The sequence below is a fragment of the Saccharothrix sp. HUAS TT1 genome (genome assembly GCF_040744945.1).
Lineage (GTDB): Bacteria > Actinomycetota > Actinomycetes > Mycobacteriales > Pseudonocardiaceae > Actinosynnema.
In genome coordinates this window covers 4,822,037-4,847,964 of the sequence record NZ_CP160453.1, presented here as the reverse complement: position 1 = coordinate 4,847,964, position 25,928 = coordinate 4,822,037, and the positions used below count along the sequence as shown (strand labels likewise).

15 protein-coding genes are annotated in these 25,928 nt (G+C 76.0%); 4 read left to right on the top strand and 11 right to left on the bottom strand.

From position 1 onward, the window contains the following. Positions 1-206: 206 nt before the first annotated feature. From ptsP to AB0F89_RS22555, 9 genes are all read right to left on the bottom strand, one after another. Positions 207-1,868, bottom strand: coding sequence for a phosphoenolpyruvate--protein phosphotransferase (ptsP, locus tag AB0F89_RS22595; RefSeq protein WP_367138976.1), 1,662 nt, complete (start codon positions 1,866-1,868; stop codon positions 207-209). 58 nt (positions 1,869-1,926) lie between these two features. Further along, the gene (locus AB0F89_RS22590; RefSeq protein WP_367127537.1) at positions 1,927-2,976 is read right to left on the bottom strand and encodes a zinc-dependent dehydrogenase; all 1,050 of its coding nucleotides are present in this window, start codon (positions 2,974-2,976) and stop codon (positions 1,927-1,929) included. Next, the gene (locus AB0F89_RS22585; RefSeq protein WP_367127536.1) at positions 2,973-3,440 is read right to left on the bottom strand and encodes a PTS sugar transporter subunit IIA; all 468 of its coding nucleotides are present in this window, start codon (positions 3,438-3,440) and stop codon (positions 2,973-2,975) included. The genes AB0F89_RS22590 and AB0F89_RS22585 overlap by 4 nt, the downstream gene beginning before the upstream one ends. Beyond that, a complete protein-coding gene (locus tag AB0F89_RS22580) occupies positions 3,424-3,726 on the bottom strand; it encodes a PTS lactose transporter subunit IIB (RefSeq protein ID WP_367127535.1) in 303 nt (100 codons plus the stop codon). The genes AB0F89_RS22585 and AB0F89_RS22580 overlap by 17 nt, the downstream gene beginning before the upstream one ends. Positions 3,727-3,766: 40 nt before the next feature. Further along, entirely contained in the window at positions 3,767-4,882 is a 1,116-nt protein-coding gene (mtlA, locus tag AB0F89_RS22575; RefSeq protein ID WP_367127534.1) for a mannitol-specific PTS transporter subunit IIC, read from the bottom strand. A gap of 106 nt (positions 4,883-4,988) precedes the next feature. Then, complete coding sequence (gene pfkB / locus AB0F89_RS22570; protein ID WP_367127533.1) at positions 4,989-5,924, bottom strand: 1-phosphofructokinase; 936 nt, start codon at positions 5,922-5,924, stop codon at positions 4,989-4,991. Positions 5,925-6,109: 185 nt separating this feature from the next. After that, on the bottom strand, positions 6,110-6,817 hold the full coding sequence (locus AB0F89_RS22565; RefSeq protein ID WP_367127532.1) for a PAS domain-containing protein: 708 nt from the start codon (positions 6,815-6,817) through the stop codon (positions 6,110-6,112). Positions 6,818-7,206: 389 nt separating this feature from the next. Continuing rightward, the gene (locus AB0F89_RS22560; protein WP_367127531.1) at positions 7,207-10,047 is read right to left on the bottom strand and encodes an AAA family ATPase; all 2,841 of its coding nucleotides are present in this window, start codon (positions 10,045-10,047) and stop codon (positions 7,207-7,209) included. A gap of 1 nt (position 10,048) precedes the next feature. After that, positions 10,049-12,748, bottom strand: coding sequence for an AAA family ATPase (locus AB0F89_RS22555; RefSeq protein WP_367127530.1), 2,700 nt, complete (start codon positions 12,746-12,748; stop codon positions 10,049-10,051). Between the two features lie 257 nt (positions 12,749-13,005). Here AB0F89_RS22555 and AB0F89_RS22550 point away from each other — a divergent pair, with 257 nt between their 5' ends. Both AB0F89_RS22550 and AB0F89_RS22545 read left to right on the top strand, forming a co-directional pair. After that, positions 13,006-13,593: a DUF742 domain-containing protein gene (locus AB0F89_RS22550; RefSeq protein ID WP_367127529.1), complete on the top strand. Its 588-nt coding sequence runs from the start codon at positions 13,006-13,008 to the stop codon at positions 13,591-13,593. An 81-nt stretch (positions 13,594-13,674) separates the two neighbouring features. Beyond that, a complete protein-coding gene (locus AB0F89_RS22545; RefSeq protein WP_367127527.1) occupies positions 13,675-15,096 on the top strand; it encodes an acyl-CoA carboxylase subunit beta in 1,422 nt (473 codons plus the stop codon). 179 nt (positions 15,097-15,275) lie between these two features. On the opposite strand, the gene AB0F89_RS22540 is transcribed toward AB0F89_RS22545, so the two are convergent. Beyond that, positions 15,276-17,885 carry an AAA family ATPase gene (locus AB0F89_RS22540; protein WP_367127526.1) on the bottom strand — a complete coding sequence of 870 codons (2,610 nt, stop codon included), beginning with the start codon at positions 17,883-17,885 and terminating at the stop codon, positions 15,276-15,278. A gap of 125 nt (positions 17,886-18,010) precedes the next feature. On the opposite strand from AB0F89_RS22540, the gene AB0F89_RS22535 reads away from it, so the two are divergent. Both AB0F89_RS22535 and AB0F89_RS22530 read left to right on the top strand, forming a co-directional pair. Continuing rightward, positions 18,011-18,799, top strand: a complete 789-nt coding sequence (locus tag AB0F89_RS22535; RefSeq protein ID WP_367127525.1) for a thioesterase II family protein — start codon at positions 18,011-18,013, stop codon at positions 18,797-18,799. A 48-nt stretch (positions 18,800-18,847) separates the two neighbouring features. After that, positions 18,848-19,609 (top strand): DeoR/GlpR family DNA-binding transcription regulator, encoded by a 762-nt coding sequence (locus AB0F89_RS22530; protein WP_367138974.1) that lies wholly within the window; start codon positions 18,848-18,850, stop codon positions 19,607-19,609. A gap of 79 nt (positions 19,610-19,688) precedes the next feature. On the opposite strand, the gene AB0F89_RS22525 is transcribed toward AB0F89_RS22530, so the two are convergent. Beyond that, positions 19,689-25,916: an SDR family NAD(P)-dependent oxidoreductase gene (locus AB0F89_RS22525; RefSeq protein ID WP_367127523.1), complete on the bottom strand. Its 6,228-nt coding sequence runs from the start codon at positions 25,914-25,916 to the stop codon at positions 19,689-19,691. Positions 25,917-25,928 lie beyond the last annotated feature (12 nt).

Sequence of the window (25,928 nt, the reverse complement as noted above, 5' to 3'; positions counted from 1 at the left end):
CCCGGCGGCCTGCAGCGCAGCGCCGTGCGGCGCAGTGTCAGGGCGCGCGGCAGCGGAGTGCGCGGCAGTGGGCCGTGCAGCAGTGGGCCGTGCGGCAGCGGGGTGTGCTGGTGTGGCAGCAGTGGGCGGCGGGGTGTGGGTGGAGAGCTGGGAGTGGAGCGGGACGGTCACGGGTGGTTCCTCCACATCGTCGCCCGCCCCTTCTCTCAGCCGAGCGCGTACGTGCGCGCGGTGGCCGGGTCGGGTGCGCGGCGGACGCGCTCGGCCAGGTCGGTGCAGTCGTCCAGCGTGCGCTCGCGCAGCGCGGCCCGGACCGCGGGCACGGCGGGCGCGGACATGGACAGGCTGGTCACGCCCAGGCCCACGAGCACCGGCGCCAGGCCGGGGTCGCCCGCGGCCTCGCCGCACACTCCCACCGGCTTGCCCGCCGCGCGACCGGCCTCGGCCACCACGGCCACCAGGTCGAGCAGCGCGGGCTGCCACGGGTCGAGCAGGGCGCCCAGCTCGCCGAGCACCCGGTCGGCGCCGAACGCGTACTGGGACAGGTCGTTGGTGCCGAGGCTGACGAAGTCGACCTCGGCGAGGATGTCGGCGGCGCGCAGCGCGGCGGCCGGGATCTCGATCATCACGCCGACGTTCGCGAGACCGGCCGACCGCGCCAGCGCGACGAACTCCCTGGCCTCGGCGGCGGTCGCGATCATGGGCGCCATCACCCGCACGTCCGCGCCGTGGTCGGCGGCGGCGTCGGCGATGGCGGCCAGCTGGTCGGCGAGCAGGTCCGGCTTGCGCCACGACACGCGGTAGCCGCGCACGCCGAGCGCCGGGTTCGGCTCGGCGTCGGCGTTGGCGAACGGCAGCGGCTTGTCCGCGCCCGCGTCGAGCGTGCGCACGACCACCGGTCGGGCGCCGAACGCCTTGAACACCTCCCCGTACGCCCGGCGCTGCTCCTCGCGGGAGGGCGCGTCGGTGCGGTCGAGGAACAGGAACTCGGTGCGGAACAGGCCGACGCCCTCGGCGTCCACGTCGCCGTCGGTCGCGCCGCCCACGTTGAGCAGCAGCTTGACCTGGTGGCCGTCGGCGGTGGCGCCCGGACCGCTGTACCGGGCCAGCGCGGCCTCGCGCTCGGCGGCGGCCCTGGCCACCCGGTCGGCGGCGTCGTCGTCGGGGGACGTGACCACGACACCGCGGGCGCCGTCCACCACGACCAGCTCGCCGTCGGCGAGCGAGTCGGCGTCCGCGCACCCGACCACGGCCGGGATGCCGAGGGAGCGGGCGAGGATGGCGGTGTGGCTGGTCGGCCCGCCCTTGGACGTGACGATCGCCAGCACCTTGGCCGGGTCGAGGGTGACCGTGTCGGCGGGCGCGAGGTCCACGCCCACCAGCACGAACGGCTCGTCGCGCACCGGGACGCCGGGCGTCGGCACGCCCAGCAGCACCGCGATGGCCCGGTCCCGCAGGTCGGCGAGGTCGCCGGTCCGCTCGGCGAGGTACCCGCCGAGCGCGGCCAGCGCCTCCAGGTGGACGGCGAACGCGTCGTGCACGGCCCAGGCCGCCGGACGGCCCCGGTCGACGGCGGCGCGGATGCCGTCGACCAGGGCGGGGTCGTCCGCCATGGCGATCTGGGTGTCGAGGATGTCGCGGGCCTCGCCGGTCAGGCCGGCGGCCCGATCGCCCAGGTCCGCGACCACCGAGCGGAGGGCGGAGACGGCCGCGTCCACCTCGTCCCGCGCCGGTCCCGGCGCGGGGACCTCGGTGGGCAGCTCGGGCGCGGCGGCCGTCCTGGCCACCACGCCGACCGCCTGCCCGGGACTCGCCGGGTTGCCGGCCAGTTCCCTCGAACCGACCGACTCCTGCGACACCTCAGCCACCTGCGGCAACTCCGCCCCCTCCTCGTCCTCGTCGACCGTTCGTGCGGGTGGTGCGCGATCAGCCCGCGGCGGGCTCGATCGTCACCTTGATGGCGGTGCCGCTCGCGACCACGTCGATGGCCTCCAGCACCTCGTCCAGCGGCAGGTGGTGCGTGATCAGGTCGGCCACCGGCACGGCGCCCGTCGAGATCAGCTCCAGCGCCTTCTTGTTGTGGTCCGGGCTGGACCCGTTCGCGCCGACGATCGTCAGCTCGCGGTAGTGCACGAGGTTCGAGTCGCAGGCGATGATCGGGTTGTCCTTCGGCAGGCCGCCGAAGAAGCTGATCCGGCCGCGGCGGGCGACCATCTTCAGCGCGTCCTCCTGCGTCTTGCCCGCCGCGGACGCGGTGATGACCACGTCCGCGCCGCGCCCGCCGGTCAGCTCCAGCACCGCCTGGATCGGGTCGACCTCGGCGGCGCAGATCGCCGCGTCCGGCTTGACCAGCTCGGCGGCCATGTCGAGCCGGCCGCGGTTGAGCTCCACCAGGTAGACGTTCTCGGCGCCGCGGGCGCGGGCCAGCCGCACGTGCAGGCAGCCGATCGGACCGGCGCCGACGACCACGACCGTGTCGCCGTCGCCGACGCGGGCCAGCTCCTGGCCGTTGAGCACGCACGCCAGCGGCTCGGCGACCGACGCCTCCGCGTAGCTCACGCCCTCCGGGATGCGGTTGAGGCCGTCCACCTTGAGGACGTTCGCCGGCACGATCATGTACTCGGCGAAGCCGCCCTCGAAGTGGTAGCCCATCGACAGCTGGTTGGGGCAGATGGTCATCCACCCGCGCAGGCAGTCGGGGCACTCGCCGCACGGGATGGCGGCGATGACCTGGACCCGGTCCCCCGCGGCCCAGCCGTCCACCTCCGAGCCCACCTCCACGACCTCGCCCGCGATCTCGTGGCCGATCACGCGCGGCGGGTCGATGTGGTGGTGCCCGTGCCGGAAGATCTTCAGGTCAGTCCCGCACGTCGAGGTGTTGCGCACCCGCAGCTTCAGCTCGGCCGGGCCCGCGGTGGGCTCGGGCATGTCCTCGATGCGGATGTCGCCGGGCGCGTAGAACCGGGCCACCTTCACTGCGCTGTCTCCTCGTCCTTCTCAATGTCCACCGTCCGCAGGATGCGCAGGACGGTGTCGGCGTCGGGCGCCTCGCGGAGCTCGGCCGCCAGTTCGGGTTCCATGAGCACGTGGGCCAGGGCGCTGAGGATGCCGACCTGCTCCGTTCCCCTGGCCGCGATGCCGACGCACAGCCGCACGTCCTCGCCGCCCCAGTCGACCCCTTCGGGGAACTGGAGCACCGCCAGCGAGGACCGGCGGACGTGGACCCTGGAGGCGTCCGTGCCGTGCGGGATGGCCACGCCCTCGCCGATGAACGTCGAGACCGAGGCTTCGCGCTCGTGCATGGCGGTCAGGTACTCGGGGTCGACCGCGCCCAGCTCCAGCAGCGCGGCCCCGACCTGGTCGATCGCCGAGGCGCGGTCGGCGGCGGTCCGGCCGAGCCGGACCCCCGCCGCGGTCAGCAGCTCAGCCAAGCTCCCCACCGTCCCGGATGGCGGCTTCCACGCGGTCGAACACCGGGTCTCCCATGAAGTTCTGGAAGCCGATGACGACCGCGCCCGACGAGTTCTTCAGCGCCCTGGGCACCAGACCCTGCTGGCACAGCACGACCTGCGCGTCACCCGGGATCTCGTTGACCGGGCTGTGCTGCACGGCCACCTTGTACGGCTTGAGCCGCTTGGCCATCTGCGAGGCCACCATCACGCTGCTGCCCATGCCCGCGTCGCAGGCGATGACCACCTTCGTGATGTCCTTGCCCTGGATGCTCATGTCCCTCTCCTCTCGTCCGGTGCTCCCGAGTCTGACCGGGTCAGGCCGCGACCGCACCACCGTTGGCGAGCTGCTGGTCCCGCTCCTCGCGGCGGGCGTCCCGACCGAACTTCATCAGCACCGCGGCGACCACGAACGCGACGACCGCGGCGGCCAGCACACCCGCGATGACCGCGAAGTGCCCGCCCTTCGGCGTCACGGCCATCACGGCGATGATGCTGCCGGGGGACGGCGTCGCGACCAGGCCCGCGTCGAAGATGCTGAACGTGAGCACACCGGACGCGCCACCGGCGATCACCGACAGCAGCAGCTTCGGGTTCGCCAGGATGTACGGGAAGTAGATCTCGTGGATGCCGCCCAGGAAGTGGATGACGATCGCACCGGGAGCCGTGGCGCGGGCGGCGCGGGGGCCGAACACGCTCAGCGCGGCCAGCACGCCCAGGCCCGGACCGGGGTTGGCCTCGATGAGGAAGTGGATCGCCTTGCCGTTGGCCAGCGCCTCGGCCACGCCCAAGGGGCTCAGCACGCCGTGGTTGATGGCGTTGTTGAGGAACAGGATCTTGGCGGGCTCGACGATCACCGACACCAGGGGCAGCACGCCGACGTCGAGCAGCCACTGCACGCCGTTGCCGAGGGCCTTGGTGATGCCCTCCACGACCGGGCCGATGGAGAACAGGCTGCCGACCGCGAGCGCGCCGCCGATGATGCCGGCGCTGAAGTTGTCGACCAGCATCTTGAAGCCCGGCGCGACCTTCACGCCGACCTTCTCGTCCCACAGCTTGATCAGGAAGCCGCCGAGGGGGCCGACGAGCATCGCGCCGAGGAACATGGGGATTTCCGCGCCGACGATCACACCGAAGGTGGCGATCGCGCCGACCACCGCACCGCGCTGGCCGTGGACCAGCCGGCCGCCGGTGTAGCCGATGAGGGTCGGCAGCAGGAACGTGATCATCGGACCGACGAGTTCGCCGATCGTCTCGTTGGGGATCCACCCGGTCGGGATGAACATCGCGGTGATCAGGCCCCACGCGATGAACGCGCCGATGTTGGGCATGACCATGGCGGCGAGGTGTCCACCGAAGCGCTGGATGCCCACCCGCGCGCGCTGGCCGCGGGACTGGGTGTCTTCAGGGGCCTGGGTGTCGTTGCTCGTCATCGTTGACACTTCCACTACTGCTGGAGGGACTAGGGAGAACGCCGTCGCTGCGGCGGCGGAACCGGGCGTCTTCGCCCGGCGTCGGCGACCGGCGGGAACCGTCGGATCAGACGTCGATCCGGCGGTCCCACTCGATGTCCGGGTGCACCACCACCCGGTGTGCGCGCACGTCTTCGGGACCCGGCATCGTGCTGCCGGGCAACGAAACGGCCGCCGCTCCCCAAGCGACGCCCGTGGCCAGTGCGGAGGGGCCAATTCCCCCTGCGGAGAGGAAACCGGCGAGCAGCGCGTCCCCGGCGCCGACCGAGCTGCGGGCTTCCGCCCGTGCCTCGGCGTGCCAGGAGCCCTCGCCGTCGACCAGCACGGCGCCTTGCCCGCCGAGACTGGCCAGCACCGCCTTCGCCCCCCGGGAACGCAGTTCCCGGGCCGCGTCGACGACCTCCCGCAACGTCCGCAGTGGACGGTCGACCACCTCGGCCAACTCCTCCAGGTTGGGCTTGACCAGGGCAGGTCCGGCCTCCACCGCGGCCAGCAGCGCGGAGCCGCTGGTGTCCACCGCGACCTTCGCCCCCGTGTGGGCGAGTCGGTCGATCAAATCCGCGTAGAACTCGGCGGGCACGCCCGGTGGGAGGCTGCCGGCGGCGACCACCCAGTCCACTCCGGACATGTGGGCCAGCACCGCGTCGAAGAACGCCTCCAGCTCGGGGCCGCTCAGGCGGGCGCCCGCCTCGTTCAGCTTGGTCACCGTGGCGTCCGGCTCGACGATGGTGATGTTGCTGCGCACCGGGCCGAGGGCGGCGACCCGCACGACCTCGATGCTGTACTCGGTGAGCAGGCGGATGAGCTGGTCGCCCTCCGCGCCACCGGCCGGCACCACGGCGCGGGCCTTGCAGCCGTTGCGCACCAGGGCGCGGGCGACGTTGATCCCCTTGCCGCCGGGCTGCACGTGCACCCCGGACGCCCGGTGCAGGTCGCCCCTGGTCAGCCGGTCGACCTCGACTGTGCGGTCCACGCTCGGGTTGGCCGTCACGGTCAAGAACACTTCACACCACCTCGAAGTCTTTCCGGCACCGCCACCGGTCGGGCGGGTTGGTTTGGGTGACTTTAGATTCGTTTGTGTTGTTTACACAAGGGCCACAGCGGAGAAACTATGAGTTCCCCTAGTCGCACCAGCGCTACACGACCCCCGGGAAGCCACACGAACCAACACGTACCGAGCGCGACGGGCTACTTGACGTACTCGGGCAGCACGCGGGGCGGCCACGAGCCGACGCCGAAGATGCCCATGGAGTACGCCTTGGAGACCAGGGCCGGCCGGTTCTTGACCTTGAGCTTCCGCAGCAGCGTCGACACGTGGTACTCCACGCCGCCGCGGCTGAGGTAGAGCGTCGCGGCGAGCTGCACCGTCGACACACCGGCCGCCACACCCTCCAGGATGCGGGCGTCCATGGCGGTCAGCAGCTTGGCCTTGCCGGACACCAAGTGCCCGTCGCCCGCGGACTTCTCCGGGCGCACGAGCACCACGACGCTGTCGACCAGACCCGCCTCGCCGTGCACGGCGAACCCGGTCAGCTCGCCGGACAGGGCGCTGTCGCCCGGTCGCAGCGCCAGGACCCGGTCCGCGAACCGCGGGCGCTGCCCGTCGGCGAGCCGGGACAGCTGCTGCCCCAGCCGCTCGCGGACGCTCGGGTGCAGCAGGTCGCAGAACTCCCGGTCGGACAGCTCCGCCGGACCCCGGCCGAACTGGCGGTAGAAGTCCGCGTTGGCCTCCAGGATGCGCAGGGAGCGGTTCAGGTGGGCCACGCACATGCCGGAGCGCTCGAAGAAGGACCGGAAGACCCCACGACCGCTGTCCGGCCAACTGTCGGTCGAGGGCCACGCCGGAAACGCCCCGCCCACGTCCTGAATCGCGATGTCGGCCATATCCGTGCTCATCGGAAGACCATTCCTCCCAAGTTTCGAGACGAAGATCGACGGCAGCCGCCGAAGGCTTTACCGGCAGACGAACCGGAGGAAAGCAACAACCAACATGATATGGACCACACTCACCGAAATCAACAGAACCGCAACCATACGGACTTAAAACCGTGGTGGACGGACCGGACGGTTCGGACGTGGCCAGTCACCCGTTGGAGTGGTTCGGTACCGTCCGGTCAGCGGTACGGACCTGCCGAACGGACGCTCGGACCGAACCTCAGGCACGTGATCGCGCCAAAAAGCTCGTGGTTCGACCGCACTATTGCACCCAACGAACGAACGGTCACTCAGGGTGACAACAACATGAACGAAATTGGCAGCGACAACGACACCGGCAACGACCACGCTCAGCGCTCGTCGGCCACGTGGACTTCCAACTCGGGCACCAGCGCGCGCCACTGCTCGACCAACACCGAACGGCCGGGCACGCCGAGTTTCCGATAAGCGCCCGTCAGATTCTTCTCGACGGCCCTGCGGGTGACGCCGAGCGAATCCGCGATGCGCTGGTTGGTCCACCCGCGCACGACCATCGCGACGACCGACTGCTCGGCGCGCGTCAGCTCCGCGGCGCCGGACGCGCCCAACCGCAGCACCGGCCCGGTCAGCTCGGCCTCGTCGTTGCCCGCCGGCCACACCCCGCCGCCGGCGCGGGCGATCCGGTCGGCCTCCTCGACGGACTGGCTCGCGGCCGGGTCGCCGAGCGCGGTGAGCCTGCGGCCCAGCATCACCTGGGCGCGGGCCAGTTCGATCGGGTCGCCGCCGGCGCGCAGCCGGTCCACCGCCGCGCGCAGCGCGCCGATGCCCTCCACGCCGCCGAGCAGCATGCCCCGCAACCGCAGCGCGCGGCCCACCGCCGTCGGGGCGCCCCACGCCAGGGCCGCCGCGTACTCGCGCTCGGCGAGCGCGGAGGCCCGGTCCAGGTCGCCGAGCCGCTGGTGCAGCCCGGCCGCCCAGACCCGCCACGGCAGGGCGGTCGCGTTGGTCCAGCCGAAGCGGGCGGCGCGCTCGCCGCAGGCCAGGATCTTGTCCAGCGCCGCCACGACGTCGCCGCGCAGGGCGTCCAGCAGGCCGCGCAGCACGAGGTGGGTGAGCACCAGGCGGGGGTCCGCGGCGTCGTGCGCGGTGTCCAGCACGCGGCGGGCGAGTTCGCCGTCCTGGGTGTGCAGGGCGATCGAGGTCAGCACCACGGTGGCAGTCGCGGTGGACTCCGGCCAGGCCGAGGCGTCGCCGTCGAGCACGGCCAGCGCCAGCGCCCTGGCCCGGCCGGGGTTGCCGGTGGCGGCCAGCACGGCGGCGTGCTGCGCGGCGACGGCGGACCGGACGCCCGTGGACTCCTGCCGCTGCGCCGAGTCCCACACGCGTTCCAGCCACGGCGCGACGACCGCGCCGGCGTCCGCGGCGACCATCGCGGTGATGACCAGCGGCAGCGCGGTGTGCACGTGGGCGGGGTCGGCCTGCTCGCGGTCGAGCAGGTTCGCGCCGAGCGCGGCGACCTCGGTGGCGGGCAGCGCGGCCGTGGCCGCCGCGGCGTGCGCGAGGACCGCGAGCAGTTCCCGGCCGCCGCCGGTGTCGTGCGGCCGGGCCACGCCGAACCCGCGCAGCCTGGCCACCGCGTCGGTCAGGCCCTGCTTGCCGAAGCGGTCCAGGGCGCGGCCCCGCGCCTCCAGGCGCAGCGCCAGGTCCGGGTTGGCGACCGCGAGCTGCGGGTCCGGCGCGGCGGCGTGCGTGCGCAGGACGGCGGCCACCGACGGGCTGCGGGTCGCCAGCGCGAACGGCACGGACAGCACGGCGACCGCCGCCTCCGGCACGCCGGGCAGGTCGGGCAGCGCTTGGGCGACGTGGCTGACCGAGGACGCCGGGTCGGCCCCGCGCTCGGCGGCGGCCAGGTCGACCAGCAGCCTGGCCCGCTCCGGCCCGCCGGGCGGCCCGGCCAGCAGCGCCCGGCGCAGGTAGCGGACGGCCCGCTCGCCCGCGCCGCGGTCCAGCGCCGAGGCCGCCGCGCTGCGCAGCAGGTCGGCCTCCCACCGCAGGTAGCCGCGGGTGACGCGGAGCAGCTGCTCGGCGACGCGCTCGGCGGGGTGACCGGCGTCGTGCAGCACGGTGGCGGCGTGCCGGTGCAGCGCTTCCCGCTGCGGCAGCGGCATCACCGCCTCCAGCGCGACGCCGACGCCGGGGTCCGCCAGCCGCGGCGGGTCCACCGAGGACAGCAGGCCCAGCCGGTCCAGCGCGTGCACGGCGCTCTTGCAGCCCAGGGAGTCCAGGCCGGCGACCTCCGCGACCAGGTCGGTGTCCGCGCCGTCGCCGAGCACCACGAGCGCGTGCGCCACCTCCCGCACCGGCGCGGGCTGGGTGCTCAGGTGGAACAGCCTGCGCTCGCGCAGCAGCCCGTGGCTCTCCGCCGCGACCACCGCCGCGGCGGACGCCGTCGGGCGCACCGAGCGGGCGTGCAGGCCGTGCGCGACGGCCAGCAGCGCGGCCGGGTTGCCGCCGGTCACCGCGTGGCAGGCCGCGGTGAACGCCGGGTCGACGGGCTCGCCGAACTCGGCGACCAGCACCCGGTGCACGCCGACCGCCGACAGCGGGGCGAGCTGGACCGTGCGGTCGGCGGCGGTGGCGATGTCGTCCACCAGGCCGGGCTCGGCCACCGCGTGCCCGTCGGCGAGCGTGGCCAGGAGCAGCAGGCGGGTCCGGGCGAGGCGGCGGACCAGGTAGGCGAGCCAGCGCAGCGAGGGGTGGTCGGTCCACTGGAGGTCGTCGACGGCGAGGAGCAGGGGCCGGTCCTCGGCCAGGTGGGAGACGAGGGCGTGCAGGCCGGGCAGGACGGCGTCGGCGGAGGGGGCGGTGTGCGGGGCGGTGTGCGCGACGTCGTCCAGGAACAGGGGGCGCACCGCTTCGGCCGGGCCGGTGAACCAGCGGTCGTGCTCGGCCGGGTCGGCGCCGGTGACGACGGGCCGGACGAGCTGCTGCACCACGCCGAACGGGAACGCCGACTCGGCGAGCGTGGCGTCGGCGCGCAGCACCCTGGCGGGTTCGACGCCACCGTCCACCAGGTTCGCGGCCTCGGCGAGCACGGCGGACCGCCCGGCCCCCGGCACGCCGGTGACCAGCAGCAGGCCCGGCGACCCGGCGCCGGCCGAGGCGAACGCCTGCCGGACCGCGTCGAGGGCGTCCTCCCGCTCGGCGAGCACGTCAGCGCCTCGGCGCCCGGGGGTGGGCGGGGAAGGTGGAGAGCCTGCGGCGCACGGCGTGCACCGGCACGTCCAGCAGCCCGGCGATCTCGGCGGCCGACCGGCCCGCGCCCGCCAGGACGGCGATGCTGTGGTCGGCGGCATTGGGGTCGGCAATGCTGTGGTCGCCGGCGTTGAGGTCGGCGGCGTCGGGGGCGGCGATGCTGTGGTCGGCGGCGTTGGGGTCGGCGGCGTTGGGGGCGGTCGTGCCGTGGTCGGGGGCGGGCGGGCCGGGGGGCGTTGTGTCGGGGGTGGTCGTGCCACCCCTCTGGTTCACGCGGAACGCCCACAGCGACACCTGCGCGAGAGTGCTCGGCGCGCCCCAGCGCACGGCCCGCTCCACGGCGTCCGAGGTGAGCGCGCGGGCGGTGTCGCGGTTGCCCAGGGTGGCGTGCGCGGTGGCGGCCAGGGAGCGCCAGGCGGCCAGGGCCGGGTTGACCCAGCCGCGGGCCAGCAGCACGCGGCCGCAGCGGTCGAACCGGCGCAGCGCGGTCGTCGGGTCGCCGAGCGCCAGCGCCACTTCGCCGCGGACGCACTGCAGCAGGCCCCAGGCCGCGCCGCGGTCGGCTTCGGCGGGCGGTGCGGCGGTGGTCGCGCGGGCGGCGTCGTCCACCTCGTGGCGGGCCAGCAGCACCATCCCGGCCAGGGCGGTCACGGCGGGCGCGACGCGCGGGTGCCACGAGTCGGCGGGCAGGTGCCCGCGGGCCCGCGCCAGGTCGTCCTCGGCCTGGGCGAGGTTGCCCCGGCGCAGCTCGCACCAGCCGCGGTGCAGGAGCGCGACAGCGGCGACGGCGGGCACGCCGCGACGGCGGGCGTCGGCGACCACGGCGTCCAGCCCGACGACGGCGGAGGCGATGTCGTCGGCGTGCAGCAGCGCGCGGCAGGCGTGCAGGCGGTGCCCGAACGGCGCGGGCCGGTCGTCGTCGCGCGCGGCCAGGGCGCACCGGGCGAGCGCGCGGGCCCGCGCCCGGTGCTCGCCGCGCAGGGTCAGCGCCCAGGCCGCGACGCCCGCGCCGACCGGTTCACCGACGTCCGGCGAGTCGGTCGGCGGGTCGGGGAACGCGCGGGCGGGGTGCAGGGCGTCGGGGGTGCAGTCGTTGTCGGCCAGCCAGCCGATGGCGGCCAGGGCGGCGGTGTCCGCGCCGTCCGCCTCGCCGCGGGCGCGCACGGTGGCGATCACGCGGCGGGCGGTCGGCGCGTCGCCGTGCGCGTGCAGCAGGTCGGCGGCCAGGACGGCGGTCGGCCCGTCCGGCGCGGTCTCCAGCAGGGCCTGGCGGAGCCTGCGGTCGGCCGCGCGCGGGTTGTCGACCACCTCCAGCGCGCCCAGGTCGACCAGCAGGCCGAGCCGGCGTTCCGCGCTCATCGGCTCGCGCAGCGCCGCGGCCAGCAGGGCCGCCGCGGCCGCGTGGTCACCGGCCTCCCGGCGGCGGGCGGCGACCCGGACCAGCAGGGCGGCGGCCCACTCGGCGTCGACGGGTGGCGCGGCCACCAGCAGGGCGGCGAGCCGGTCGTCCGGGATCGCCGCCCGCCTGCCGATCGCCACGGCCTCGCGCAGCAGGCGGTCGCGCTCGTCGGCGGGCAGGCCGGCCAGGGCGCCCGCGCGCACCTCGGGACCGGCGGGGCGGAGCTCGTCGTCGCCGGTGATCAGCCCGACCTGGTGCAGCAGGGCGGCGGCGGTGGCGGCGGGCACGTGCCGGGGCGCAGCCAGGGCGCAGGTCAGCTCGAAGCCGAGGGCGTCGCCGCACAGCACGAGGGCGCGCAGCAGGGTCAGGGCGTCGGGCGGCAGGGTGCTGACGGCGTCGGCGGCCCGGTCGCCCAGGACGGCGGCGGCCGAGGCGGCCAGCTGCGGCACCTGCTCGGCGGCGGGCGGCAGCTGCGCCCGCGCCAGCCGGGACAGCACCTCGTGCAGCACGGCGGGGCTGCCGCCGGTCGCGGAGTGGGCCTCGGCGACGAACGAGCCGTCCACCGGACCGGGGTAGCGCGCCGAGATGACCTCGCGGACGCCGGGCTCGCGCAGCGGGCGCAGCCGCATCACGCGGGCCCCGGGGTGGTCGGGCTCGGGCCGCCAGTCGGGGCAGCCGGGCGTGTCGAGGGTGTGCGTGCCGGCGCGCACCAGCAGCAGCGGCGCCTGGCCGAGGCGCCGGGCCATCGCGCGCAACCAGCGCCAGGACGGCCCGTCGGTCCACTGGGCGTCGTCCAGCGCCACCACCAGCGGGTGCTCCCTGGCCATGGCGAGGAAGTCGGCGCACAACGCGGGGATGGCGGTCTCCTCCACCTGGCACGCGGCCAGGCCCGTGGTGCCGCGCAGGGTCGCGCCGATGGTCGTGGGAGCGCTCTCAGTTACCGAGGCCACCAGCTGGCGCACGACTCCGAAGGCCAGGTCGGACTCCGCCGGGACACCGCGCGCGGTCGCGACCCGCAGCCCGACCGCCCGCGCCTCCGCCACGACGAGCGCCACCATCGCGCTGAGCCCCGTGCCGCGGTGACCGGTGACGGTGACCATCCCGGACCGACCGCGCCGGGCCAGGTCGGCGACGCGGTGGCGGAGCTGTTCGACCTCGTCGTCGCGGTCCACGAGCAGACCGGGTGCGTGGGACGCCCACCTCGGCGCGGCGCCGGGCCCGAACGCGGACCCGGGGTCTCGCGTCGTCCCGATCTCCATCACACTCCCCCTGCTGCTGGAACGTGACCGCCGCCACAGCCGGCAGCATAGCCGGCAGATGTTGGTTCGCCAAGTCGCCGGCTTGGCTTTGGCTGCGTTGGCCTGGTTTTACCTTTGATGGCGCGCGGAGTGTGCTTACTGTGTCCCAGACCGCACCCGTTCACACCCCGACCACACGAAGACTGGACGAAACCCGAGTCTTCGGCCGGCACGATCGGCCGATTGATGGGGGCGTGCCCGCCGAAAGATCGAGTGCCATGACCAAGCGCCACAAGTCCAAGCCGGCCGCGACCACGTTCCACCCGCTCGCCTTCGGCGGCTGGCGCGACTACGAGACGTGGGCCGCCAACGACTTCCGCCCCAAGCCCCCGGACCAGGCGCCGGCGGTCGTGGAACCGCTCCCGGAACCCGAGCCCGTCGACGAGCCCGAGCCGGAGCCCGAACCGGAGCCGGAACCCGAGCCGGTCGAGGAGCCGACGGAGTACTTCACCGCCGAGGAGCTGGCCGAGCAGCCCGCCCCGACGGCCCGCCCGTACGTGCGGACCAGGGGCCGCACGCGCGCGGCCCACGAGCTGCGCCTGGAGAGCATGGTGTCGGCCGCGCCGGGCGCGCCGCCGCCCGCCGACGCGACCGCCCTCCGGCTGCACAGGCTGTGCCGTGCGCCACTGTCGGTGGCCGAGGTCGCCGTGCACCTGGGCGTGCCGCTGGGCGTGGCCAGGGTCCTGATCAGCGACGCCATCACCGACGGCCTGGTGGTCGCGCACGACGACCGCGCGCCGACCGCCGACGGGCCGTCGCTGGAACTGCTCAACCGCGTCCACGCGGGACTGCTGCGGCTGGCCTGATCCCGTGCAGGACTGGGGTTTTCCGGAGTCGCGCGCGGCTTGACTGGTGGTCGCCCCCAGTTCCTACCGGAGGAGCGCGCGATGACGCAGACCCTGGACCTGCCCGCCGGCCGCGCCGTGCCCGACCCGCGCGACCCGGTGCGGCGGCTGGAGCGGTTGCTCGACGCGGGCACCGTCGAGATCACGTTCCGGGAGCCCGGCGTCGGCGTCGTGGTGGCGCGCGGCGAGGTCGCGGGCAACCCGGTGGTCGTGTACTGCACGGACGCCACCGTCAAGGGCGGCGCGATCGGCGTGGACGAGTGCCCGCTCATCGCGGCGGCCATCGACACCGCCGTGCGCGACGACGTGCCGGTCGTCGGCGTGTGGCACTCGGGCGGGGCGAAGCTCGCCGAGGGCGTGGCCGCCATGGACGGCATCGGGCGGGTGTTCGCGGCCATGGTGCGCGCGTCCGGCCGGGTGCCGCAGGTCTCCGTCGTCCTCGGGCCGGCCGCCGGCGGCGCCGCGTACGGTCCCGCGCTGACCGACGTCGTGGTGATGTCCGGCGCGGGCCGGGTGTTCGTGACCGGACCGGACGTGGTGCGCGCGGTGACCGGCGAGTCGGTCGACATGGAGGGCCTCGGCGGTCCCGAGGCGCACGGCCGCAAGTCCGGGGTCGTGCACGTCGCGGTGGACACCGAGGACGAGGCGCTGGACCACACCCGCGAGCTGGTGTCGCTGCTGGCGGACCAGGGCGTGGTGGACACCGGGTCGCTCGGCGAGGGCGCCGACCTGCGCGCGTGCCTGCCGGACAACCCCCGCCGCGCCTACGACGTCCGGCCGCTGGTGCGCGGGCTGCTGGACAGCGGGCCGTTCGTCGAGCTGCAGGCGAAGTGGGCGCCCAACGTCGTGGTCGGCTTCGGGCGGCTGGGCGGGCGGACCGTCGGGGTGGTGGCGAACAACCCGCTGCGCAAGGGCGGTTGCCTGGACTCGCTGTCGGCGGAGAAGGCGTCGCGGTTCGTGCGGCTGTGCGACTCGTTCGGCGTGCCGCTGGTGGTGCTGGTCGACGTGCCCGGCTACCTGCCCGGTGCGGCTCAGGAGTGGAACGGCGTCGTGCGGCGGGGGGCGAAGCTGCTGTACGCCTTCGCCGAGGCCACCGTGCCGCGGGTGACGTTGGTGACGCGCAAGTCGTACGGCGGCGCTTACATCGCCATGAACTCCCGGTCGCTGGGCGCGACCGCGGTGCTGGCGTGGCCGGACGCCGAGGTGGCCGTGATGGGGGCGGGGGCGGCGGTGGACATCATCCACCGGCGCGAGCTGGCCGCCGTCGAGTCGCCGGAGGAGCGGGCCGCGCTGCGCGAGCGGCTGGCCGCCGAGCACGCGGTGATCGCGGGCGGGGTCGGGTTGGCGATGAGCATCGGGGCGGTGGACGAGGTGGTGGACCCGGCCGGGACGCGCGGGCGGATCGCCGCGCTGCTGGCGGAGGCCGCGCCGGCGCGTGGGGCGCACGGCAACATCCCTTTGTAGGCAAGGGATTCCGGCCGGTCGCGCGAGGGCCGGTCGCGCTAGGGCGGGTCGGCGAGGGCGGACCGGGCGGGCGGGTCTGCGGTGGGACCGGTGGCTCCTGCCGGTCGGGTCCGTTCGGGCGGTCGCGCGAGGGCGGCCGCTCGGCGGGGGTCGGCGGCGGGACCTGCCGCCCGTGCCGATCAGATCCGGTCCGGCGGTGGGCGCAGGGCGGACCGGCCCGGCAGGTCGAGCTTGCGGTAGACGTTGGTCAGGTGGGTTTCCACCGTGCGCAGGGTGATCCGGAGGCGTTCGGCGATCTCCCGGTTCGTCACCCCGGCGGCGGCGAGTTCGGCGATTCGGCGTTCGGCGGTGGTCAGCCCCTCGTCCGCGCCGCGGTGCAGTCGGCCGCCCGCGGCCACCAGGCGGGACCTCAGGCGGTCGGCCACGGCCCGGTAGCCCGTGCGGGCCGCCCGGTCCGCCGCGGCGCGGAACCACTTGCGGGCGCCGCCCCGGTCCTCTCTGCGCAGCAGCGCCTCGCCCAGGGCCGCCTCGGCGTGCACGCGGTGCCACGTGTTCGGGGTCCGGGCCAGCACGTCCACCGCGTCGGCGATCAGGTCGACCCCCGGGCGGTCGGCGGCGTACCCCGCGGCGAGCAGGGCCAGGCCCCTCGACACGGGGGTGTCCCAGCGGTCGGCGGCGCCCCACGCCGTGGCGGCGGCGTGAGCTGCCTCGCGGGAGCGGCCCGCGGCGGCGTGCAGCCGGGCCGAGGGCAGCCACCAGGGCGCCAGGACGGAGTTCGCCACGCCCAGCTGGGACGTCTCGGCGGCGCACCGGTCCAAGTAGCGCAGCGCCTCGTCCGGCCGCCCGTCCAGCTCGGCGGCGTCGGCGCGCAGCAGTAGGCCCAGGGGACGGCCGAGGACCGGGGCGTCGACGCCGGTGTCGGGCAGCGCGGCCAGGGCCGCCGGGGTGTCGCCCTGGCGGTGCAGGGCGGTGGCCAGGACCACCCGGGCGGTGTCCACGGTGTGCAGCGCCCCGATCGCGGCGGACGCGTCGGCGGCGGCGTCGGCCGGGTCGCCGGTGTCGACGGTGATCAGCGCGCGCAGCAGGGCCGCCAGCGACCGCGTCCAGCCGGTGGGCGCGGCGGTGTCCAGGACCCGGCCCAGGCAGGCGACGGCGGTGTCCGGGTCGCCCGCGGCGGCGAGCGCGAACGCGGCGGCGGCGTGCGGCCAGCCCAGGTCGCCCGGTTCGGCGAGGGCGGCGCGGGCGCGGGCGGCGGCGGTCGTGGCGGGCGACGTGCCGAGCAGGTCGGTGAACGCCAGCAGCGCGAGCACGGTCCGCTCGGCCGGGGTGTCGCCGGCGGGCGCGTGGTGCGCCGACTCCCCCGAGACCTGCGCGGCGCGCGTCCAGCTCGCCGCCAACCGCGCCGCCTGGCCGCGCATCAGCAGTTCCCGGTCGACGCCGACGAGCGGGCGCAGCGCGTCCTCCAGCAGCGGCAGCACCGGTTCCGCCTTGGGGACGGCGGGTGCGAGCAGGGCGAGTTCGATGGCCAGGGTGGCGCGGTCGCGCGGGTCGGTGGTGGCGTCGAGGCCCGAGCGCAGCAGCCGGTCGGCGACGTGCGGGTCGCGGTCGCCGACGGCGCGCGCGTAGTCGACCAGGGCCGGGACGTCGCCAGGGAAGTCGGTCAGGACGCGGTCGAGGTAGCGCACGGTGGTGTCGTGGTCGGGCGCGACGCGGGCGGCTTCGCGCAGGACCACCCGCATCCAGCGCTGGGGCAGGGCGGGCAGGGCCAGGAGGTGGGGCGCGATCTCGGCGGCGGGACGTCCGGCGTCGCTGAGCATCCGGGCGGCGCGGGAGTGCCGGACGGCGACCTCGGCCGGGTCGAGGTCGGCGAGCAGGACGTCCAGCAGCCGGGCCCGCGCGGGCAGGTCGAGGGCGGTGGCGGCCGGTTCGGCGGGCCGCGGGAGGGCGGCGCAGCCCAGGTCGGCCAGCACGGCGGCGGCCAGCGGTTCGGAGACGCCCACCAGCGTCGCCACCGACGCCGGGTCGGTCACCCCGAGCACCGCGACCGCCTCGGCCACGGCGAGCGCGTCGTCGTGCCCGGCCAGGTGCGCGGGCAGCAGGTCCGCCAGCACCTCCACGCCCTCGGCGACGACCGACGGCCACGACCCGGCCTCCGGCCGCACCCCGGCGCCGCGCAGCCGGTCCAGCAGCCGCCGCAGGGCCAGCGGGTTGCCGCCGGTGACCCGCGCGCAGTCCGCCGCGAACCCCCGGTCGCCCGGCGCGCCCCAGGCGCGGCGCACCAGCTCGGCCACCTCCACCTCGGTGAACGGGGCCAGGTCCACCGCGTGCGACCTCGCCGCGGCCACGCCCCAGCAGCCGCCCGCCGACCGGGGCGCACCGCCGACGGCCGCGACCACCAGCAGCCCCGGCGCACGTCGCACGAGCACGTCCAACGTCTCCACGGACGCGGCGTCGCACCAGTGCGCGTCGTCCAGCAGCAGCACCAGCGGCGCGTCGCGGGTCAGGTCGCGCACGAACGCCCGGTAGCGGTGCGACGGCGGCGCGCAGCCCGCGGTGGGCGCGTCGGGCAGCAGCCCGGCCACCACCTCGCCCGGCGAGGCGCCCTCGGCGCAGCGCACCGACCGGACGGGCACGCCGACCACGCCGGCGCACGCGTCGAGGAGCGTGGTCTTGCCGCTGCCGCGCGGTCCGCGCAGCACGACGACCCCCGCGCCGCCCGCGCGCGCCCTGGCCACCCCGCCGCGCACCGCGGTCAACTCGGCCTCCCGACCGAGCAGGCCCTGCGGCATGACGTCACCCTCCCCCGACCGCGCTGTTCCGGTGGGGTGAACGCTATCCGCCGATCCGGGGCGATCAACCGCCCGATGTCCGGTTCTAGTGATTTGCCGGTCCCCCGGGCGGTTCACTGATCAACGTGAGCACGACTCGCGTGACGACGCCCGCAGACACCACCTCGACCGCCTGGCTGCGCCGCTACCACCCCGGCGGGCACAGCCCCGTCCGGCTCGTGTGCTTCCCGCACGCGGGCGGGTCGGCCAGCTTCTACCACCCGCTGTCGGCCCGCTTCGCGCCCGGCGCGGACGTGCTGGCCGTGCAGTACCCCGGCCGCCAGGACCGGCGCCGCGAGCCGTGCCTGGACGACATCGGCACGCTCGCGGACCGGGTCGTCGCCGAGCTGGCCGCCCTCGCGCCCCGCCCGACGGTGTTCTTCGGGCACAGCATGGGCGCGGTGCTGGCGTTCGAGGTGGCGTGGCGGTTGGAGCGGGCCGGGCTGCCCGGCGCGCCGGCCGCGCTGCTCGCCTCGGGCCGCCGCGGTCCGTCCACCCACCGCGACGAGACCGTGCACCGCCTGGACGACGAGGGCGTGATCGCGGAGCTGCGGCTGCTCAACGGCACCGAGGCCGCCGTGCTGGGCGACGAGGAGATCCTGCGGATGGCGCTGCCCGCGATCCGCGGCGACTACCGCGCGATCGAGACCTACCGGTGCCCGCCCGAACGGGTGGTGTCGTGCCCGATCACGGTGCTCACCGGCGTGGACGACCCGAAGACGACCGCGGCCGAGGCGCGGGCGTGGCGGGACCACACGACGGGCGCGTTCCGGGTCGAGGAGTTCCCCGGCGGGCATTTCTTCCTCATCGCGCAGCAGGCGGCGGTCGCTTCGGCCATCGAGGTCGAGCTCGACCGCGTTGCCGCGCTCGGATAGCGCCAACTAGACTTTCCCGGGGGTTCCGCGCAGGGGGTGGGGCAGAACGTGTACGCGGAGGAGCGCCAACAGGTCATCCTCGACCGTGCCCGCGCGAAGGGCAGGGTCGACGTCGCCGCGTTGGCCGAGGAGTTCACCGTCACCACCGAGACGATCCGCCGCGACCTGACCGCCCTGGAGCGCCACGGCGTGCTGCGCCGGGTGCACGGCGGCGCGATCCCGGTGGAGCGGTTGGGGTTCGAGCCGGCCATCGCCACCCGCGAGGGCGTGATGACGGCCGAGAAGGAGCGGATCGCGAAGGCGGCGCTGGCGCTGCTGCCCGAGGAGGGCACGATCCTGCTGGACGCGGGCACGACGACCGCGAAGATGGCCGACCTGCTGCCGCTGGACCGGGAGCTGACCGTGGTCACGCACTCGGTGAACATCGCGCTGATGCTGACCAGCAGGCCGAACCTGACGGTGATGCTGGTCGGCGGCCGGCTGCGCAGCCGCACCCTGGCGTCGGTCGACGCGTGGGCGCTGCAGGCGTTGAAGGACAGCTTCGTGGAGGTCGCGTTCATCGCCACCAACGGCCTGTCGTCGGAGCGCGGCCTGACCACGCCGGACCCGGCGGAGGCCATGGTGAAGCGGGCGGCGATCGGCGCGGCGCGGCGGTGCGTGCTGCTGGCCGACCACACCAAGATCGGCAACGACCACTTCGCGCGATTCGCGGACCTGAGCGACATCGAAACGCTCATCACGGACTCGGGAATAGATTCCGCGGTCGCCGAAGAACTCGAAGCGGCCGGGCCGCGCGTGGTCATCGTCTGACGATTCACCCGGAACAGCGCGAACAACGCGGCCGGTCCGTTTCCGAAACGGACCGGCCGCGTTCTGCGTCTTCAAGGGATCACCGGTCGGCGAGCCACCGCAGCACGGTGTCGGCGGTGCCCGCGACCCGGTCCTCCATGATCGTGAAGTGGTTGCCGACCACGTCGGCGACGGCGTCCGCGGTGTCCCAGCGCGAGCGCCAGTCGGTGCCCTCCTGCTCGGGCGCCAGCGGCTCGGTGGCCCGCAGCAGCAGCGTCGGCACGCCCGCGCGCGATGGCCGCCAGTCCCACATCAGGTCGAAGCACCAGGCCATCGCGGACAGGCCGGCGCTGCCGGGCGCGGCGAACCCGCTGTTGCGCTCGGCGAGCCCGCCGAGCAGCCCGGCGCCGGAGGTGCGGACGAAGTCGGCGTCCATCAGGTAGGTGTCGGCGAGCACGACGCCGGCGGGCGGCGTGCCGCGGGCGACCAGCTCCTCCGCCACGGCGTGCGCCAGCAGGCCACCCGTGGACGACCCGAGCAGCACGAGCGGCCCGGCGCCGTCCGCGGGCCCCAGCGCGTCGGCCAGCACGCCAACCAGGGCGTCCCGGTCGGCGGGCAGGGCGTCGCCCTCGGCGAACCCCGGCAGCGGCACGGCGGACACGTCGACCCGGTCCCGGCAACGGGCGGCGAACCGCGCGTACTGCTGCACGCCGGCCAGCGCGACCAGCGCGGGGACGCACACGACGTGCGGCGAGCCCGCCGCGCCGGTGGCCAGCCGCACCGGCCGGACGGGCCGGGTCAGGCCGCCCGCGTCGGCGAACACCGGCCGCAGCCGGGCGACGCTGCGCATCAGGTCCATCGCGGCGTCGGCGCGGCCCTCGGCCTGGGCGCGGTGGAACAGCGCGGTGACGGTGTCCTCGCCGGCCGGGCGGGTGGTCGCGGTCGGCTCGTCGGGCGCGGTGGCCAGCTCCCGGGACAGGTGACCGGCCAGCTCGGCCGGGCTGGGGTGCTCGAACACCAGCCCGGCGGGCAGCGGGAGCCCGGTCGCCGCGCGCAGCCGGTTGCGCAGGTCCATCGCGGTGAGCGAGTCGAACCCGAGGTCGGGGAAGCCGCGCTCGGGCGTGACGGCGTCGGTGTCGGGGTGGCCGAGCACGGCGGCGGCCAGGTCGCGCACCAGGTCGGTGAGCCGGGCGAGCCGGGCGGCGTCGTCCAGTCCGGCGAGGTCGCGCCGCAGGTCGCGGTTGCCGGTCGCGCTCGCGGTGCGGCGGGCGGCCGGGACCAGGGCGCGCAGGAGCGGCGGCGGCTGCGGCAGCGCCCGCAGGCCGGGCAGGTCGAACCGGACCGGGGCGACGGCGGCGTCGGCGCGGGCGGTCGCCGCGTCGAACAGCGCCAGCCCCTGCTCCGCGCCCAGCGGCACGACACCGCCCGCGGCGAGCCGGCGCAGGTCGTTGTCGGTGAGGCCGGCGGACATCGCGCTGTCCCGGCTGCCCGCGGACGCCCACGTGCCCCAGGCCAGGGACGTGGCGGCGAGGCCGTCGGCGCGGCGGCGGCGGGCGAGGGCGTCGAGGAAGGCGTTGGCGGCGGCGTAGTTGGCCTGGCCCGGCGTGCCCGCGAGGCCGGCGAACGAGGAGAACAGCACGAACGCGGCCAGCCCGGCGTCGCGGGTCAGCTCGTGCAGGTGCCAGGCGGCGTCGGCCTTCGGCCCGAACACCGCGGCCAGCCGCTTCGGGGTCAGCGACCCGAGCACGCCGTCGTCCAGGACGCCCGCCGCGTGCACGACGGCGGTCACCGGGTGCTCGGCGAGCAGGCCGGTCAGCGCGGCCCGGTCGGCGACGTCGCAGGCCACCACGTCGACGTGCGCGCCCAGCCCGGTGAGGTCGGCGACCAGCGCGCCCACGCCCCCGGCGGCCGGGCCGCGCCGCCCGGCCAGCACCAGCCGTCGCACGCCGTGCGCGGTCACGAGGTGCCGGGCGACCAGCGAGCCCAGCCCGCCGGTGCCGCCGGTGACCAGGACCGCGCCCTCGCCCCAGCGCGGCGCCTCGCCGGGTTCCGGCTCGCAGCGCACCAGCCTGCCCGCGAACGCGACGCCGTCGCGCAGGGCGACCTGGGTCTCCCCCAGGGTCGCCGCGCGAGCCACCGCGTCGGCCAGGGCCGCGAGCGAGGACACCTCGCCGTCCAGGTCGACGAGCAGGACGCGGCCGGGGTTCTCCGACTGCGCGGACCGCGCGAGGCCCGCCACGGCCGCGCCGGCCAGGTCGGGCCGGTCGGCCGTGGCGTCGCGGGTGACGACGACCAGCACGCTGTCCAGCAGCCGGTCGTCCGCCAGGAACGCCTGCAGCTCGCCCAGCACCGCGGCCAGGGCGTCCTCGGTGGCCGCCGCCTCGTCGCCGAGGGGTTCGGCGGTGACCGGCAGCAGCACGGCGCGCGGCGGTTCGGGCAGGAGGCCGGCCGCCGCGGTGTCCGGGACGGTGTCGGTGGTCCGGCCGGCGGCGTGCAGGGCGGCGGTCACGTCGAGCCGGTCGTCCCCCGCGACGGCCCACGTGCCGGTCGGCGCGTCGACCTCGGGCAGCCGGGCGGTCCACGTCACCTGGTAGAGCGACCGGGTGTCGCGCTCGGGGGCGTCGGCGACCGGGCGCAGGGCGAGCTCGTCCACGGTGAGCACGAGCCCGCCGTCCGGGTCGACGGCGGTGAGCGAGAACTCCGCGTCGCCCACCGGGGTCAGCCGCACGCGCAAGGCGCGCGCCCCGGAGGCGTGCAGCCGCGCACCGGACCAGGAGAACGGCAGGTGCGGCCGGTCCGCGCCGGGACCGGTGAAGCCGATGGCGTGCAGGGCGGCGTCGAGCAGCGCGGGGTGCAGGCCGTAGTCGCCCGCCTGCGCCCGGACCGGTTCGGGCAGCGCGACATCGGCGATCACCTCGCCGTCGTGCCGCCACGCGGCGGTCAGGCCGCGGAACGCGGGCCCGTAGCCGAACCCGGCCGCGGCCAACCGGTCGTAGTGCCCGGTCAGGTCCACTTCGGACGCTTCGGCGGGCAGCGGGTCGGCCTCGGGCGCGTCGGGCTCGTCCGGGGTCAGGACACCGACCGCGTGCCGGGTCCACGGCGAGTCGGGGTCGTCGTCGGGCCGCGAGTGCACCGCGACCGACCGGTTCCCGTCGTCGTCGGCGCCCACGACCACCCGCAGCTGCACGGGCGCGTCGACGGCGAGCGGCGCGTGCACGGTCAGCTCCCGGACGCGACCGCAGCCGACCTCGTCGCCCGCGCGCACGGCCAGTTCGAGGAAACCGGTGGCGGGGAACAGCACCGTGCCGCCGAACGCGTGGTCGGCAAGCCAGTCGGGGGTGCCGGGTGCCAGCCGGGCGGCGAACACCGGACCGCCGTCGCCGGGCAGCCGCACGAGCGCGCCGAGCAGCGGGTGGTCGGGCCGGTCCAGGCCGGCCGCCGCCACGTCGCCCGCGCCGAGCAGGGAACCCTTGGGCCACAACGTCTGCCGCTGGAACGCGTAGGTCGGCAGCGGCACGGCCCGCGCGCCGCTGCCCGCGAAGACCCGGGCCCAGTCGACCGGCACGCCGTGCGCGAACGCGGCGCCGAGCGAGGCCGCGACCCGATCGGGGCCGCCGTCGTCCGCGCGGAGGGTGGGCAGCACGACGGCGTTCGCGCCGGCCTCCTCCAGGGTCTCCTGGATGCCCAGGGAGAGCACGGGTTGCGGGCCGAGTTCGAGGAACACCCGGTGCCCGGCACCGGCCAGCGCCCGGACGCCGTCGGCGAAGCGGACCGGTTCGGCCAGGTTGCGGTACCAGTACCCGGCGTCCAGTGCGGCGCCGGGCAGGGGCTTGTCGTCGGCCGTCGAGTGGAACGGGACGGGGCAGGCGGTGGGCGTGATGCCCGCGAGGGCGGGCAGCAGGTCGTCGCGCAGCAGCGCCACGTGCGGCGAGTGGGCGGCGAAGTCGACGCCCGGCAGCGGCCACCGCATGACCCGGTCGGCGGCGAGGGCGCGTTCGACCAGGGTCATCGCGTCCGGGTCGCCGGAGAGGGTGGTGGTGCGCGGTCCGTTGACGGCGGCGACGGCCACCTGCTCGGGGGTGAGGCCCAGGTCGCGCAGCACGGCCTCGACGCGGTCGACCGGGGCCATGGCGGTGAGCATCCGGCCGCGACCGGCCATGCGCTCGCCGATGAGCTTGCTGCGCACGGCGACGACGAGCGCGGCGTCTTCGAGGGACAGCGCGCCGGCCACGCAGGCGGCGGCGATCTCGCCCTGCGAGTGGCCGATGACGGCGGCGGGCTCGACGCCGGCCGACCGCCAGATCGCGGCCAGGGACACCATCATCGTGAAGAGGAGCGGTTGGACGACGTCCACCCGGTCGGCGGGCGGCGTGCCGGGCTCACCGCGCAGGACGGCGAGCGGTGACCAGTCGAGGTGCGGTGAGAGGGCGCGGTCGCACTCGGCCACGCGGTCGGTGAAGGCGGGGTGGCGGTCGAGGAGCGCCCGGCCCATGCCGGTCCACTGCGCGCCCTGGCCGGGGAACACGAAGACCGGTCGCTCGACGCGGTTCGCCACGCCGAGGGCGGGCGCGGGTGCTGGGTTCGCGCCCGGCGCGAGGGCGGGCGCGGGTGCTGGGTTCCTGCCCGGCGCGAGGGCGGGTGCGGGGTTCCCTCCTGGCGCAAGGGCAGGCGCGGGGGCGGGCGGGACCGTCGGCGCGACGCCGCCGGCCAGGTCGTCCGCGCTCGTGCCGGCCACGGCGGCCAGGCCGGCGCGCAGGTCTGCGGTCGTCGTCCCGGCCAGCGCGGCCCGGTGCTCGAACGCGGTCCGCGTCAGCGCCAGCGAGTAGCCCACGTCCAGCGGGTCGGCGTCGGGGTCCAGGCGTTCCAGCAGCCGCTCGGCCTGGGCGCGCAGGGCGGCGGGCGTGCGACCGCTCAGCACCCACGGCACCGCGCCGCCGGGCAGGCCGGGCCGTTCGGCTCCGGCGGGTTCCTCGACCTCCGCCGCCTGCTCCAGCACGACGTGCGCGTTGGTGCCGCTCACCCCGAACGACGAGACCGCCGCCCGGCGCGGCCGGTCGACCGGCGGCCACGGCTCCGGCTCCAGCGCGAGCGACACCGCGCCCGCCGCCCAGTCGACCCGGCTGGACGGTTCGGTCACGTGCAGCGTGCGCGGCACCACGCCGTGGCGCATCGCCTGCACCACCTTGACGATCCCGGCCACGCCCGCCGCCGCCTGGGTGTGCCCGAGGTTCGACTTGATCGAACCCAGGCGCAGCGGCTCGGCGCGCCCCTGCCCGTAGGTGGCCAGCAACGCCTGCGCCTCGATCGGGTCGCCCAGCACGGTCCCGGTGCCGTGCGCCTCGACCAGGTCCACGTCGGACGTCCCGAGGCCCGCGTCGGCCAGCGCCTGCCGGATCACCCGCTGCTGCGACGGCCCGTTGGGGGCGGTCAGGCCGTTGGACGCGCCGTCGGAGTTCACCGCACTCCCCCGGACCACGGCCAGCACGCGGTGCCCGTTGCGGCGCGCGTCGGACAGCCGCTCCAGCACCAGCGTGCCGACGCCCTCCGACCAGCCGAGGCCATCGGCGGCGTCGGAGAACGCCTTGCAGCGGCCGTCGCGGGCCAGCGCGCCCTGCGCCCCGTACTCGGTGAACGCCGACGGCAGCACCATCACCGCCACCCCGCCCGCCAGCGCGAGCGAGCACTCCCCCGCCCGCAGCGCCCGCACCGCGAGGTGCAGCGTCACCAGGGACGACGAGCACGCCGTGTCGACCGTCAGGGTCGGCCCCTCCAGGCCGAGCGTGTACGCGACGCGGCCGGACGCGATGCTGCCCGCGCTGCCGTTGCCCTGGTAGCCCTCGTAGTCGCCCTCCGAGGTCTGGAGCAGGATGCCGTAATCGCCGTACATGACGCCCAGGTACACGCCGGTGCGGGTGCCGCGCAGCGACGCCGGGACGATGCCCGCGTGCTCCACGGCCTCCCACGCCGACTCCAGCAGCAGCCGCTGCTGCGGGTCCATGGCCAGCGCCTCGCGCGGCGAGATGCCGAAGAACGCCGGGTCGAAGTCGGCGGCGTCGTGCAGGAAACCACCGCGCCCCGGCCCGCTCTCGGCCAGCAGCCCGACCGGCCAGCCCCGGTTCACCGGCAGCGGGCTGATCGCGTCGCCGCCGGAGTCCACCAGCCGCCACAGGGCGTCCGGGTCGTCGACCCCGCCCGGATAGCGGCAGCTCATGCCGACGATCGCGACGGGCTCCTGCCCGCGCGACTCGGCGGCGGCCAGCCGGTCCCGGGTCTGCGCCAGTTCGGCGGTGACCTTCCGCAGGTAGCCGAGCAGCTTGTCCTCGTTCATCTCTGCCGTCCC

Excerpts from the sequence above, each read along its gene's own strand:
- AB0F89_RS22580 (WP_367127535.1), bottom strand. The coding sequence starts at position 3,726 with ATGAGCATCCAGGGCAAGGACATCACGAAGGTGGTCATCGCCTGCGAC.
- mtlA (WP_367127534.1), bottom strand. The coding sequence starts at position 4,882 with ATGACGAGCAACGACACCCAGGCCCCTGAAGACACCCAGTCCCGCGGC.
- AB0F89_RS22565 (WP_367127532.1), bottom strand. The coding sequence starts at position 6,817 with ATGAGCACGGATATGGCCGACATCGCGATTCAGGACGTGGGCGGGGCG.
- AB0F89_RS22555 (WP_367127530.1), bottom strand. The coding sequence starts at position 12,748 with ATGGAGATCGGGACGACGCGAGACCCCGGGTCCGCGTTCGGGCCCGGC.
- AB0F89_RS22550 (WP_367127529.1), top strand. The coding sequence starts at position 13,006 with ATGACCAAGCGCCACAAGTCCAAGCCGGCCGCGACCACGTTCCACCCG.
- AB0F89_RS22545 (WP_367127527.1), top strand. The coding sequence starts at position 13,675 with ATGACGCAGACCCTGGACCTGCCCGCCGGCCGCGCCGTGCCCGACCCG.
- AB0F89_RS22540 (WP_367127526.1), bottom strand. The coding sequence starts at position 17,885 with ATGCCGCAGGGCCTGCTCGGTCGGGAGGCCGAGTTGACCGCGGTGCGC.
- AB0F89_RS22525 (WP_367127523.1), bottom strand. The coding sequence starts at position 25,916 with ATGAACGAGGACAAGCTGCTCGGCTACCTGCGGAAGGTCACCGCCGAA.